This is a genomic window from Bacillus sp. B1(2022) (assembly GCF_040259625.1).
GTDB lineage: Bacteria > Bacillota > Bacilli > Bacillales > Bacillaceae > Bacillus > Bacillus velezensis.
Genome location: NZ_JANIFO010000003.1, coordinates 325,851 through 339,001, shown reverse-complemented (window position 1 = coordinate 339,001; position 13,151 = coordinate 325,851). Strand labels below are relative to the sequence as shown.

Genomic DNA, 13,151 nt, shown 5'->3' with positions numbered 1-13,151 from the left:
TTTTAGTAGATCAGCGCATTGCAATCAATAATCAGCGCCACTTCTCCGTTTCCGAGAATCGTAGCGCCGGAAATCGCAAAGACGCTTGTTAAATAGTCGCCGAGTGATTTCAGTACGACTTCCTGCTGTCCGATAAAAGAGTCCACGACAAAAGCAGTGGATTTATCGCCCTTTTTCACGACGATTACATGGAACTGATCGGCATCCTGTTTTGAATCCGTAATGCCGAATTCTTTTTTCAGATAGACGATCGGAACGATTTGGCCTCTGAAATCAATCACTTCTCTGTCATGCGTCTGCAGGATATCTTTCTTATCAATAACAGCCGTCTCTATAATAGAAGAAATCGGTATCGCAAACGTCTCTTCTTCCAGTTTAATGAGAAGAACGGATATAATTGAAAGTGTCAGCGGAAGCTGGATACTGAAAAGAGAACCTTGACCTTCCGCGGATTTGACACTGACAGAGCCGCCGAGTGATTCGAGTTTATTTTTTACGACATCCAGGCCGACGCCCCGCCCTGAAATGTCAGAAATTTGATCGGCAGTCGAGAAGCCCGGAGCAAAAATAAGCTCGTAAATCTCATTATCTTCAAGCGTTTCAGCATCACGTTCGGTGATTACACTCCGCTCGAGCGCTTTTTCAAGAATTTTCTTTCTGTTCAGGCCGGCCCCGTCATCTTCAACCTCAATAAAGACGTGGTTGCCGCTGTGATATGCCTTAAGCACAACATGACCTGATTCCGGTTTTCCTTTATTCACCCGTACTTCAGGCGATTCAATGCCGTGATCGATGCTGTTTCTGATTAAATGAACAAGCGGATCGCCGATTTCATCAATCACCGTGCGGTCCAGCTCCGTTTCAGCTCCGATGATGGACAATTCGATTTTCTTGTTTAATTCTTTTTGAAGCTGGCGGATCATTCTCGGGAAACGGTTAAAGACGGTTTCTACCGGCACCATCCGCATATTAAGAATAATAGACTGAAGGTCGCCCGAGATTCTGGTCAGGCGTTCAACGGTTTCAGTCAGCTCATTGTGGTCAAGCTCTTTGGCGATCTGCTCAAGACGTCCGCGGTCAATGACAAGTTCTTCAAAAAGGTTCATTGAAGAATCCAGTCTTTCAATGTTGACGCGAATCGTTTTCGAGCCGCTGTGATGCTTCGGCTGTTCTTCCGTTTTCGCTTGCGGCTTAGGCTGTTTCTCAGCCTTTTTAACCGGAGCTTCCTTCACCGGTTCAGCCGCTTGCGGTTTTTCGGCCGTTTTTAACGGCGCACCGGCAGAAATTTCGACATTCTCCACTTCTGAAATGCCGCTGATGAGTTCTTTAATTTCTTCAGCAGGCTGCTTTGTTAAGAAACACACCTGAAAATCCGTTCCGAAATCTTCCGTCTCAAGCACTTCCGCGGCGGGTATCGTTTTTGCGACTTCCCCGGCTTCATTCAGCTTTTCAAATATCATGTACACGCGCACGGCTTTGAGCATGCAGCTTTCATTCAGGGAAACCGTTATTTCATAGCGGCTGAATCCTTGCTCTTCCGCCTCTTCAATAACAGTCCGTTCGAACTCATCATAATTCCATTCAGTTGAAGCCTGTTGTTTTGAAGCCGGCGGTTCTGCTGTTTCGGCTGAAGCCGCAGTCTCATGCTCCGCATTTACGTCGAGCTTCGCACTCACTTCAGAAATATCACGTTTGCCGTCTCCTCCGTCAATAATGGACTGCACCATCTCTTCTAGATGATCAAGCGCTTCAAACAGCACGTCCAGCCAATCTGATGTAACGGGCATTTCTCCGTTGCGGATGGCGTCCAGCACATTTTCCATCAGGTGGGTTAAATGCGCCAGATCTGTATATCCCATCGTTGCGCTCATGCCTTTCAGCGTATGGGCAGCTCTGAAGATGTCATGCACAAGCTGAAGGTCTGCCGGATCTTTTTCCAACAGCAGCAGCTTTTCGTTACATGTCTGTAAGTGCTCTTTACTTTCATCAATAAAGACATCTAAATATTGATTCATATCCAATTGATTCACACCCTCTCTTTTTTCACACATCCGGTGATGGATGCCGCGATATCTTCCACATGTTTAATCTCATGAATGAGGCCCGCCTTTATCGCTGACTTCGGCATTCCGAACACAACACAGGATTCGTCCGATTCCGCAATCGTTTTAACGCCGCCTGTTCTGAGCATTTCTTTTACGCCCTCGGTTCCGTCGCTGCCCATGCCGGTCATAATGACGGCTACCTTTTCGTAATCGGATAAGCGGCTTGCCGACCGAAACAAATAATCGGCTGACGGTTTATGCCGGCTTTCGGTATCATGAACGTCAAGAATGATGCGGAGCCTTCCGCCTTCCTCTGCAACCGTCATATTTTTTCCGCCGGGCGCGATGTACACCCATCCGTCTTTCGCTTCTTCACCGTTTTCCGCTTCTTTGACCTGAATATCTGACAAATGGTTGAGTCTGTCTGCAAGTGAAGCGGTGAAGCCTTCAGGCATGTGCTGAACGACAAATACAGGCGCCTTTAAATCCTTCGGCAGTTTCGGAATCACCTTTTGCAGAGCCCGCGGTCCGCCTGTAGAGGTCGCGATGAATACGGCCTGCTTGGCGGATTTTGCTTTCGGTCTTTCAAATCCCGCCAAAGCCGGACGTTCCGGGATAGAAGACTCTTTCACTGCCGCCTCAGGTTTTTGTGCGCGGGACAGCCCGGCTGCAATCACCCTCTCAATCAGCTGCTCTTTAATTTTATAAAGATCAAGTGAAATCGCTCCGGAAGGCTTGGTGATAAAATCAAAAGCGCCCATTTCCAGGCAGTTGATCGTTCGGTCCTTCCCTTGCTGTGTCTGGCTCGATACCATGATTACGGGAAGTTTATATATGCTGATGATCTTCCGCAATGTATCCGTTCCGTTCATGACCGGCATTTCAATATCAAGCGTTACAACATCAGGCTTGAGAAGCTCTATTTTCTTCAGCGCCTCTTCCCCGTTTCTGGCTGTCCCGATGACTTCTATCTGCACTTCCGCAGCCAGAAAATCGGTAATCATCTTTCTCATAAAAGCTGAGTCATCAACGACAAGCACACGAATCACTGTAAAGTCCTCCTCAATAAAAAAGAAGATAATCTCTCAATAAATGCCGGTTTCTCTTCTCTTGGTTTGTTTTCTTCCGTTTGAAACAAGACATCCGTCAGAAGACGGACGGACCTGCTGGCTTTTGCTTGAGGACTTTTTATTAAAAAAGGCACCTGGTCAATGACGGCTTGACTTACTAGCGGGTCATCGGGTATGGAGCCGGCGAAACGCACCTCCGCGCCTAAAAACGTGTGAATTGCATGAGAAAGGCGGTTGTACGTGTCCAGCGCCTGTTTTTGGGCGCGGGCGCGATTGACGGCAATGTTTACGGTCAGCCGTTCATCCGCGAGCAAGAGATGTTTGATCGCGCTGTAGGCATCCATAATGGCCGTCGGCTCAGGCGTTGTCACGGCGAGAATGTCTTCCGCCGATAAAATAAACGGCAGCTGTTCTTTTGAAAGTCCCGCTCCCATATCAAACAGAACGTAATCAAAATCGCCTAATACAGCGGAAAGACCATTCATAAAAGCCGACCACTTCTCTCCGTCTGCTTGATAGATCGCCTCAAGCCCCGTTCCTCCGGATATGTAGCGAAGGCCTTTCGGACCGGAGGACAGTGATTGCGCCAATGCGTGCCGATTCTCCATCACATCAATAATGGTGCGGGAAGAAGAAGCACCGATCAGCACATCAATGTTGCCCATTCCGATGTCAAGATCAATGATGAGTGCTTTTTTTCCTTTTTCCTGCAGGGCAACAGCCATGTTTAATGTTAAATTAGATTTTCCGACGCCGCCTTTACCGCTGATGACGGCTAATGTCTTCGCTTTTTTCTCATAAAGCTCCGGCTTGATCATTTGCCGCTCTCTCATTTTCCTTCTTAATGACTCTGCCTGATCGGGTTTCATGTCAAAAGCATCCTTACAAACTCTTTTGGTGAAGCCGATAGGATGTCTTCAGGCACATCCTGTCCATTTGTCAAATAGGCGGCGCCGATTCTTGATTCCGACAGCACTTGAAACACGGAGCCGAGTGAGGCGGTTTCATCCGTTTTCGTGAAAATGAATTGATTGACCGGCACACCTGAAAACTGTTTCAGCACCTGTTTCATATCTTCATATTTTGCAGATGCCGATAATACGAGAAAGGATTGTAAGCCTGATTCAAACGGAATCATCTCTTGTAATTCCGTAATATACTGCTCTTCTTTAAAGTTTCTACCGGCTGTATCAATGAAAACATGGTCATATTCAGCGAATTTTTCCAGCGCCTTCAGACATTCTTCCTTTGAATAGCATACTTCAAGAGGAGCCTGAAGCAGCTCCGCATATGTCTTCAGCTGCTCGACCGCGGCAATCCGGTAAGTATCCGTCGTCATAAAGGCAATTTTTTTATGCTCTGTCAGCATTGATGAGGCCGCGAGTTTCGCAAGTGTAGTCGTTTTGCCGGCCCCGGTTGAACCGAAAAGCACGACGTATTTTGATTGAATCCCTTCCTGCCACCTGTCTGCCGAAGGGAGTTTTTTCACTAACAAATCCTGCAGTTTGGAGCTGACATTATCTTCAGTTAAATCTCCGGAAACAATTGAAGAACGGAGCAGTTCACTGAGTACGGCGTTTTGCGTATGATCAGGAAGCCCGGCTTGCTTCAATAGTCTCTCGGCTTTTTTTAATGGTTCAGGGAGCACTTCTTTAAAATGCGCCAGTTCGCCGGAAATACTTTGATCCGGAAGACGTTGCGGCTGAACAGGCTCAGCTTTCTCCGCCGTTTTCGTCTTTTTCATTTCTTCAGCGGCAGCCGGCGGCGTTTTTCTCGCTTCCCTGACGTCACGATCTAAAACCGCTATCACTTCGACGGCCTGCTGCGACCGCAGCCCCAGCCATTTTCGTTTCTTTACTTGTTTGGAATGTAAAATAACGGCATCATTGCCGAGTTCCTTTTTGATTTGCTTCGCGGCATCCTGCATTGAAGCGGCTGTAAATTTTTTTATTTTCATTAAATATCCACCACTCCAATGCTCTGTACTTCAACATTTGCTTCCAGCTCATTATAAGAAAGAACCGGAAGATCAGGGAAATACCGTTCTAACAGCTGTTTTACATACATTCTGACAGCAGGCGAGCAAAGAAGAATCGCCGACTCCTGGCGGATGGAAAGCTGCTCGGCCTCTTTAGCGACAGAACGGATGATGCTGTCTGAAACCTCAGGGTCGAGTGACAGGTAATTGCCCTGTTCAGTCTGCTGAACCCCGTCTGCAATCGCTTTTTCCACCCGGCCTGAGCATGTGATGACCTTCAGCGTTTCATGCTCTCTCGCATATTGTGCCGTGATTTGTTTGGCAAGCGACTGTCTCGCGTATTCTGTCAAAAGGTCTGAATCTGTCGTTAATCTTCCGTAATCGGCAAGAGTTTCAAAAATGGTCACCAAGTTTCTGATTGAAACTTTTTCTCTCAGCAATTTGGCAAGCACCTTTTGAATATCGCCGACAGAAAGAGGGTTTGGCGTGACTTCCTCAACAAGCACAGGATAATTTTCCTTCAGATGATCGATCAGCTGCTTTGTTTCCTGTCTGCCAACCAGTTCATGGGCATGCTGCTTAATTTTTTCTGTAATATGCGTAGATACGACTGACGCCGGATCAACAACTGTATACCCCAGCATGTCCGCTTCATCTTTTGCAGCTTCACTTATCCATTTTGCGGGAAGTCCGAACGACGGCTCTATCGTTTCAATTCCTTCAATGACGTCATCTTCAGGCGTCGGTGACATCGCTAAGTAATGATCTAGCAGGAGCTCTCCTTTAGCGACTTCATTGCCTTTAATTTTCAATCTGTATTCATTCGGCTGGAGCGCGATGTTATCTCTGATGCGCACAACCGGAATGACAAGTCCCAATTCAAGCGCAAGCTGACGTCTGATCATGACGATGCGGTCAAGAAGATCACCGCCCTGCCCCGCGTCTGCAAGCGGCACGAGTCCGTATCCGAACTCAAATTCAATCGGATCAATATGTAAAAGCTGCACAACGCTTTCCGGGCTTTTCAGTTCATCCGCCTGAGCCTCTTCTTCAAGAATTTCTTCCTCTTCTTCGCTCGGCTTATCCGCTTTGGACAGCATGTAAGCGCCGAATGCAAGCAGACCGGCGATCGGCCCCGTCAGCAGAATGCCGATCGGTGTAAGAAGACCGAGCAAAAGTACAGTTCCCGCGGCTACATACAAGAGCTTCGGATAAGCAAACAGCTGGCCTGTAATATCATGACCGAGGTTTCCTTCAGATGCCGCTCTCGTCACGACAATCCCCGTAGCCGTTGAAATGAGCAAGGCCGGCATTTGAGAAACGATTCCGTCACCGACCGTCAGCATTGTAAAGTGAGACGCAGCTTCTTGTATGCTCATCCCCTGCTGCAGCATGCCGATTACGATTCCGAAAATAATATTGATCATCACGATGATGATACCCGCGATGGCATCCCCTTTGACGAATTTGCTCGCACCGTCCATGGCGCCGTAAAAATCCGCTTCCCGGGCGACTTTTTCACGTCTGTGCTTTGCATCCTGCTCCGTAATCATGCCGGCATTTAAATCCGCGTCAATACTCATTTGCTTTCCGGGCATCGCATCGAGCGTAAATCTCGCCGCCACTTCCGATACCCGCTCGGCGCCTTTTGTAATGACGATAAACTGAATAATAATCAAGATAATGAAGACAACAAGCCCTACCAGCACATTTCCGCCGACAACGAAATTCCCGAATGTCTCAACAACCTTTCCCCCTTCTCCGTGAGAAAGAATCGAACGTGTCGTCGACACATTGAGCGAAAGCCGAAACAGCGTCAATAACAGCAGCAATGACGGGAATATCGAGAATTGCAGCGGTTCTTGCATATTCATTGTGGTGAGAAGCACGATCAACGCAAGAGAGATATTAATGATGATCAAAATACTTAACAACCATGGAGGGAATGGAATCACCAGCATTGCCACAATGAGGACAACACTTATTAAAACCGATAAATCTCTTGTTGACATGCTGTTTTTCTCTCCTTTTGAATCTGAAATTCACTATACTTTTTGTTTCGTTTTATATACATAAGCCAAAATTTCCGCAATGACTTTGAAAAACTCTTCCGGCACGGCCTGGTCAATGTCAACCTGATCATATAACGCACGCGCGAGCGGCCTGTTTTCAATCGTCATGACATCGTGTTCTTTGGCGATCTGCCTGATTTTTAATGCGAGATGGTCGACCCCTTTGGCAACAATGTAAGGGGCGTCCATTTTCTTTTCATCATATTTTAAAGCTATCGCATAATGGGTCGGGTTGGTAATGATGACATCCGCTTTCGGCACTTCCTGCATCATCCGCCTCATCGCCATTTCCCGCTGCTTCTGCTTAATTTTGGACTTAATTATCGGATCACCCTCCGATTTTTTGTATTCATCTTTTATATCCTGCTTTGACATTCTGATATTTTTCTCATAGTCAAAACGCTGATATAAGTAATCAAGCCCGGCCAGCAGCATTAAAGCCCCTGATCCCGCAAGCCCCATCCAAAGAGTGAGCTTGGAAACGAAAGTGAGCACTTCCGCAGGAGTCAAAAGCGGAAGGCGGAGAATATCGCCATAATGCAGCCAGAGCACCATAAAGGCGGCAAAACCGACCACAGTAATCTTCAAAATGGATTTGACCAGTTCAACAATCGCCCTCATGCTGTAAATCCGCTTAAATCCTTTCAGCGGGCTGAGCTTATTCAAGTCAGGCTTGAGGACTTCCGCAGAAAACAGAAAACCCACCTGCATGTAATTGCTCACGACACCTGCCACAAGCGCGACCAGCATAATCGGCGCGAGGATGAGGCTGATATCTTTCACCGTATCCACGAACAGTTCATGCACGGCAGATGCAGACAGATGTAATGATATCGATTTCGTATAAAACGTTTTAATAAAGGACAGCAGCCTGTCCCGCATATAAGGACCGAGCGCGATCAGCGAAAGAAAGATAATCAGTAAAGAAACGGCTGTATTCACATCCGTACTTTTCGCGACCTGTCCTTTCTTTCTTGTATCCTTCCGTTTTTTCGGCGTGGCTTTCTCCGTTTTTTCACCGGCAAAGAATTGCAGATTCAGTCTGAGCCTCATCATGTCACACCGACCAATGCCAATAGATTCCGCATGGTTTCAACGGTAAGGCTGAAGATGTTGCGGACAACGACAAACATCACCGCCATACAAACGATCAGCATAATAAAGCTCACGGCTATTTTCAGAGGAAGCCCGACAACGAAAACATTCAGCTGCGGCACCGTTCTCGCCACGATACCGAGCGCCAAATCAACTAAAAACAGACTGGCCACAACCGGCGCAGACATTTGAAAAGCGATAATAAACATGGCATTGAAGCTTTTTGCGATAAAAAGTCCAAAGTGATCATTTCCAAACGACGGAAATGCCTGATCAAGCGGGATATACTGAAAGCTGTAATAAATCCCGTCCAACAAAAGATAATGGGCGTTTATGCTGAGCATAAATAACAGCGCCAGCGTATAAACGAATTGTCCGATCAGCGGGCTTTGCGTTCCTGATTGCGGATCAATGACATTGGCGATGGAAAAGCCCATCTGAAAATCAATAAAGGAACCTGCTATCTGAATGGCTGTCAGCATCATGAAAGCGATCAGCCCGAGGCTCAAGCCCACAACGGCCTCTTTTATGACAAGAAGCATATACTGTTCCCCTATTTCTATTTCCGGCGCATGTTTCAGCGTGCTGAAGCAGATCACCGAAAGAAAAAAAGCAAAGCCGATTCGGTGAACCGCCGGCAGATTCCGATGCCCGAACACCGGCACCGTTACAAAAAAAGCAGAGATTCTGATAAAGACCAATAAAAAAGCGGGAAATAAATCAATGATGGAATTCATTTGATTCTACCCTGCAAATCGGTTCAGATGAGAGAACAGATCAGTTGTGAACGAAAGAATCGTCGACAGCATCCAAGGACCGAAAAAGATCAGTCCAAGCATTACCGCCACGATTTTCGGAATGAACGCAAGCGTCTGTTCCTGGATTTGAGTTGTCGCTTGAAAGATACTGACGAGCAAACCGACGATCAGCGCGATCGCAAGCAGCGGCCCGCTGATCATTAGTGTTACATATACGGCTTTTTCCGCCATGGAAATTACAAATTCTGAACTCACAATTAGCACCTACCCTAAAAGCTGTCAAGCAAAGATTTCACGATTAAATACCATCCATCGACCAAAACGAAAAGCAATATTTTAAAGGGCAGAGAGATCATAACCGGCGGTAGCATCATCATTCCCATTGACATTAAGACGCTCGCCACGACCATATCGATAATTAAAAACGGAATAAAAATCATAAAGCCCATTTGAAAAGCGGTTTTGAGTTCTGATATCGCATAAGCGGGCACCATCGTCGTCAAAGGAATATCCTGAATCGATTCAGGTTTTTTCATTTTGGCATAGTTCATAAACAGCGCCAGATCCTTCTGCCTTGTATGCTTGCTCATATACTCTTTAATCGGCTTCTCGGCTTTTGTATATGCTTCATCGAGACTGATTTTGTTGTCCATCAGCGGCGTTAAGGCTTCCTTATTAATCTCTGAAAAAGTCGGCGCCATAATAAAAAACGTCAAGAACAGCGCAAGGCCGATTAAAACCTGGTTGGGAGGCATGTTCTGCGTCGCCAGTGAGGTTCTTACAAAAGACAGGACGATGACGATTCTCGTAAAGCAGGTCATCAAAATCAGAATCCCCGGCGCCACTGAAAAGACAGTCAAAAGCAGCAGTAATTTAACAGTGGAGCTGACTTCGGTCGGACTGTTTGAATTAAAAAGATTAATAAATTCATTCATGGTGATAAGGGCCTTTCTTCTTTCCTTCAGAACGGCTTTGTTTCAGCTCGTTCAGCTGTTCTTTCAGCGCTTTTGAAAACGACGGAAGCATCGTTTGCGGCTTTTTTTCTCCATCCTTACGCGGATTTACGAGCTTGGTCCATTCCACTTTTGAAGACATCGACTCTTCGTATTGGCTCAGAATCGCCTCGCGCTCTTTTTCATCTTCAATTTCTTTTAAAAGCTGTATCGTTTCGCCCACACCGACTACGAGAACGCTGTTTCCCACTTTAATCAGCTGCACGGAACGGTTTTGGCCGACTGATGTTCCGCCGATATTTTCTACATATTGAAACGGCTTCAGCAGACGGTTTCTTCTATTCATCAGTTTGACAAATCCATAGATCAGCAGAATGACGAATAATAATGCCCCAATCATCTTTACAAAATCAAAAGCGGAGACAGAAGATGCAGAAGCATCCCCTATCTCTTGATCAGCCGTTTGTTTCGATGTATCGCTTTTTTTCTCTGTTTTGTTTGTTGATTGTTTGTCAAACCATTCGTTGACGGTAGAATTGTCAGACTCCGCCGCAAAAGCAGGGAACGGATGTACATTGAGTAAAACGAAACAACAAATCAAAGCTAGTAAACCATGACTCTTTTTCAACAGTCGTACACCCTTTAGCTTAATGTTTTATTAATAGCTTCAAGCACGCGGTCCGCTTGGAACGGTTTCACGATAAAGTCTTTTGCGCCGGCTTGAATCGCGTCAATAACCATTGACTGCTGGCCCATAGCCGAACACATAATGATTTTCGCCTGCGGATCGATTTGTTTAATTTCCTTTAAAGCTGTAATCCCGTCCATTTCAGGCATTGTAATATCCATTGTCACTAGGTCGGGGGAATGCTCTTTGAATTTTTCGACTGCCTGCGCTCCGTCTGAAGCTTCAGCTACAACGTCAAAACCGTTCTTCACTAAAATATCTTTGATCATCATTCTCATAAATGCTGCATCGTCTACAATTAAAATTCTGTGTGCCATAATCTGTTTCTCTCCTCTATGTTCGCTTATTTTAAATTGTTAAGGCGGTCTGCCTGACTTAAAATATCAGTGACTCTCACGCCGAAGTTTTCTTCTATGACAACGACCTCGCCCTTTGCCACGATCCGCTGGTTGACCAGGATGTCAACAGGTTCACCAGCCAGCTTGTCAAGCTCAATAATGCTTCCCGCAGAAAGTTCAAGGATTTCTTTGACGCTTCTCTTCGTTCTGCCGAGCTCAACCGTAACGGAAAGCGGAATATCCATCAGCATATCAAGGTTATTCCTTGATCCTTGCGCCGCTTCGTTATGATCAAACGCCTGGAATTCTACCGGAGCGACTTGAACAGGAGCAGCTTTTTTTGCGGTTCCCTGTCTCTTCGGAAGCTCGGGTTTTGCCTGCGGCTCCGGCTGCATGGCAGGTTCCGGCTGCGGCGTTTCGTATGTTTCCTGTGGTTCTGATACGGTTTCTGCGGCCTCTGACTCATGCTGGTCTGCAGTCATCAGGTCTGCGATCAGATCTTTCGCAAACGTAATCGGATAAAGCTGCATGATGCTCGAATCGATTAATTCGCCGACTTTCAGACGGAATGACACTTTTACGAGCAGGTCATCCTCAGGTATTCTGTCAGTCCCTTTTTCTTCCGTCACATCCAGAAGTTCAACCCTTGGCGGAGAAATGTCAATCTTTTTACTGAACACGGTCGACATTGACGTAGCAGCCGAGCCCATCATTTGATTCATTGCTTCCTGCACGGCGCTCAGGTGGATTTCACCGAGTGACGGGTCGGCGCCCCGGCCGTCCCCGCCGATCATCAAATCCGCGATGATGGCCGCGTCGCTTTGTTCGACGACGAGCAAATTGCTGCCGTCAAAGCCTTCTGTGTAGTTCACTTCAATGGCAACATACGGATGAGGAAATTCATCACTGATTTTGCTTTTTGAAATGACGGTCACACTCGGCGTCGTAATGTCCACTTTTTGATTTAAAAGAGTGGACAGCGCCGTAGCCGAGCTGCCGAACGAAATATTCCCGATTTCTCCGATCGCATCGCGCTCAAGTTCAGACAAGTTCGCCCCTTGAGGCTGTTCTGTATCCTCTGATTGACTGTTTGTGCCGTTAAGAAGAGCATCGATTTCATCTTGAGATAATCTATTGTTCATCTTGTTCACCTCTTATGTCGTGATCTAAAATTTGCACTGCCTGTCTTCGATTCACCCGGCCGGCCTGCCCTAAAAACTTCGGTTTGTTTCCGACCAATACAGTAAGAGGATCAGTCACTGATTTGTCCAGAGTTATACAGTCCCCGACTTCCAAACTTAAAAATTCTTCTATTGTCAGTTCAGAAGCGCCCAAGAGAGCCACAACGGGAATTTGAGCCGTCATGATGCGCTTTTCAAGCAACTTCGTTTCTTCGGGCTTCGCTTCATTCCGGTCTGATTGCATCCAATAATGTACGGAAAGCTTAGGGATAATCGGCTCAAGTACGACATGGGGAATACAAAGATTAATGACACCGCTGATTTCACCTATCTGCGTATTGAGAGAAATGACAACGACTGTTTCATTTGGGGAAACCATCTGCACAAACTGAGGATTCACTTCAAATTCAGTCATTTCAGGGTCAATATCAGCAATCGATTGCCAAGCTTCTTTGTAGTTGCCCAGTGCATTTTCAAATAAGTTAGAAATAATATTCGTTTCAATTTCCGTAAGGCTGTCAGCTTTGTTATGAGTGATGCCGATGCCTCCCATGACGCGGTCAAGCATTGCGTATGCGATGGTGGGATTAACCTCCATCATGATTCTGCCTTCCATCGGATGAACATCGAATAAATTTAAAATCGTCATGTTCGGTATGGAACGGATAAATTCTTCATACGGCACCTGGTCAACTGAGCTGACGGATATATGAATATACGTTCTGAGCTTGGCGGAAAAGTGTGTTGTGAGAAGCCTCGCAAAGTTATCATGTATCCGGGTTAAACTGCGTATCTGATCTTTCGAGAATCTGAGAGCCCGTTTAAAATCATATACCTTTACTTTTTTCTCTTTAACTTCCTTTTTCAGCTCTTCCGCATCCGCCTCACCCGTGGAAATGGCGGAAAGCAGTGCGTCTATTTCATTTTGGGAGAGAACTTCTCCTGACATTTTCTTCACCTCCGTATTCTGTCA

The 13,151-nt window shown here is 46.3% G+C and carries 13 protein-coding genes; all 13 read right to left on the bottom strand.

Annotation, left to right across the window (positions count from 1 at the left end; genetic code table 11):
- Positions 1-2 precede the first annotated feature (2 nt).
- The 13 genes from cheA to fliM are packed head-to-tail and all read right to left on the bottom strand — an operon-like array spanning position 3 to position 13,127.
- Positions 3-2,021 (bottom strand): chemotaxis protein CheA, encoded by a 2,019-nt coding sequence (cheA, locus tag NQS30_RS07815; protein ID WP_122503907.1) that lies wholly within the window; start codon positions 2,019-2,021, stop codon positions 3-5.
- Positions 2,022-2,026: 5 nt separating this feature from the next.
- Positions 2,027-3,094, bottom strand: a complete 1,068-nt coding sequence (locus NQS30_RS07810) for a protein-glutamate methylesterase/protein-glutamine glutaminase (RefSeq protein WP_007409791.1) — start codon at positions 3,092-3,094, stop codon at positions 2,027-2,029.
- Positions 3,091-3,984, bottom strand: a complete 894-nt coding sequence (locus NQS30_RS07805) for a MinD/ParA family protein (RefSeq protein WP_025284729.1) — start codon at positions 3,982-3,984, stop codon at positions 3,091-3,093. The genes NQS30_RS07810 and NQS30_RS07805 overlap by 4 nt, the downstream gene beginning before the upstream one ends.
- A complete protein-coding gene (flhF, locus tag NQS30_RS07800) occupies positions 3,981-5,072 on the bottom strand; it encodes a flagellar biosynthesis GTPase FlhF (RefSeq protein ID WP_025284728.1) in 1,092 nt (363 codons plus the stop codon). The genes NQS30_RS07805 and flhF overlap by 4 nt, the downstream gene beginning before the upstream one ends.
- Positions 5,072-7,105 carry a flagellar biosynthesis protein FlhA gene (gene flhA, locus NQS30_RS07795; protein WP_007409788.1) on the bottom strand — a complete coding sequence of 678 codons (2,034 nt, stop codon included), beginning with the start codon at positions 7,103-7,105 and terminating at the stop codon, positions 5,072-5,074. The genes flhF and flhA overlap by 1 nt, the downstream gene beginning before the upstream one ends.
- 33 nt (positions 7,106-7,138) lie before the next feature.
- Positions 7,139-8,218, bottom strand: a complete 1,080-nt coding sequence (gene flhB, locus NQS30_RS07790; protein WP_007409787.1) for a flagellar biosynthesis protein FlhB — start codon at positions 8,216-8,218, stop codon at positions 7,139-7,141.
- Positions 8,218-8,997 (bottom strand): flagellar biosynthetic protein FliR, encoded by a 780-nt coding sequence (gene fliR / locus NQS30_RS07785; protein ID WP_052827426.1) that lies wholly within the window; start codon positions 8,995-8,997, stop codon positions 8,218-8,220. The genes flhB and fliR overlap by 1 nt, the downstream gene beginning before the upstream one ends.
- Before the next feature lie 6 nt (positions 8,998-9,003).
- Positions 9,004-9,273: a flagellar biosynthesis protein FliQ gene (gene fliQ / locus NQS30_RS07780; protein ID WP_003154234.1), complete on the bottom strand. Its 270-nt coding sequence runs from the start codon at positions 9,271-9,273 to the stop codon at positions 9,004-9,006.
- Positions 9,274-9,287: 14 nt separating this feature from the next.
- Positions 9,288-9,953 (bottom strand): flagellar type III secretion system pore protein FliP, encoded by a 666-nt coding sequence (fliP, locus tag NQS30_RS07775; protein ID WP_012117556.1) that lies wholly within the window; start codon positions 9,951-9,953, stop codon positions 9,288-9,290.
- Positions 9,946-10,599, bottom strand: coding sequence for a flagella biosynthesis regulatory protein FliZ (fliZ, locus tag NQS30_RS07770; RefSeq protein ID WP_003154237.1), 654 nt, complete (start codon positions 10,597-10,599; stop codon positions 9,946-9,948). The genes fliP and fliZ overlap by 8 nt, the downstream gene beginning before the upstream one ends.
- 14 nt (positions 10,600-10,613) lie before the next feature.
- On the bottom strand, positions 10,614-10,976 hold the full coding sequence (gene cheY, locus NQS30_RS07765; protein ID WP_003154238.1) for a chemotaxis protein CheY: 363 nt from the start codon (positions 10,974-10,976) through the stop codon (positions 10,614-10,616).
- A gap of 26 nt (positions 10,977-11,002) precedes the next feature.
- On the bottom strand, positions 11,003-12,139 hold the full coding sequence (gene fliY / locus NQS30_RS07760; RefSeq protein ID WP_007409785.1) for a flagellar motor switch phosphatase FliY: 1,137 nt from the start codon (positions 12,137-12,139) through the stop codon (positions 11,003-11,005).
- Complete coding sequence (gene fliM, locus NQS30_RS07755) at positions 12,129-13,127, bottom strand: flagellar motor switch protein FliM (RefSeq protein WP_003154240.1); 999 nt, start codon at positions 13,125-13,127, stop codon at positions 12,129-12,131. Before fliM ends, fliY begins: the two co-directional genes overlap by 11 nt.
- Between the last annotated feature and the right edge of the window lie 24 nt (positions 13,128-13,151).

What these genes read in the sequence shown, in the direction of transcription:
- flhB (WP_007409787.1), bottom strand. Translation starts at nt 8,218, where the DNA reads ATGAGGCTCAGACTGAATCTGCAATTCTTTGCCGGTGAAAAAACGGAG.
- fliR (WP_052827426.1), bottom strand. Translation starts at nt 8,997, where the DNA reads ATGAATTCCATCATTGATTTATTTCCCGCTTTTTTATTGGTCTTTATC.
- flhA (WP_007409788.1), bottom strand. Translation starts at nt 7,105, where the DNA reads ATGTCAACAAGAGATTTATCGGTTTTAATAAGTGTTGTCCTCATTGTG.
- flhF (WP_025284728.1), bottom strand. Translation starts at nt 5,072, where the DNA reads ATGAAAATAAAAAAATTTACAGCCGCTTCAATGCAGGATGCCGCGAAG.
- fliP (WP_012117556.1), bottom strand. Translation starts at nt 9,953, where the DNA reads ATGAATGAATTTATTAATCTTTTTAATTCAAACAGTCCGACCGAAGTC.
- cheY (WP_003154238.1), bottom strand. Translation starts at nt 10,976, where the DNA reads ATGGCACACAGAATTTTAATTGTAGACGATGCAGCATTTATGAGAATG.
- fliY (WP_007409785.1), bottom strand. Translation starts at nt 12,139, where the DNA reads ATGAACAATAGATTATCTCAAGATGAAATCGATGCTCTTCTTAACGGC.
- NQS30_RS07805 (WP_025284729.1), bottom strand. Translation starts at nt 3,984, where the DNA reads ATGAAACCCGATCAGGCAGAGTCATTAAGAAGGAAAATGAGAGAGCGG.
- fliM (WP_003154240.1), bottom strand. Translation starts at nt 13,127, where the DNA reads ATGTCAGGAGAAGTTCTCTCCCAAAATGAAATAGACGCACTGCTTTCC.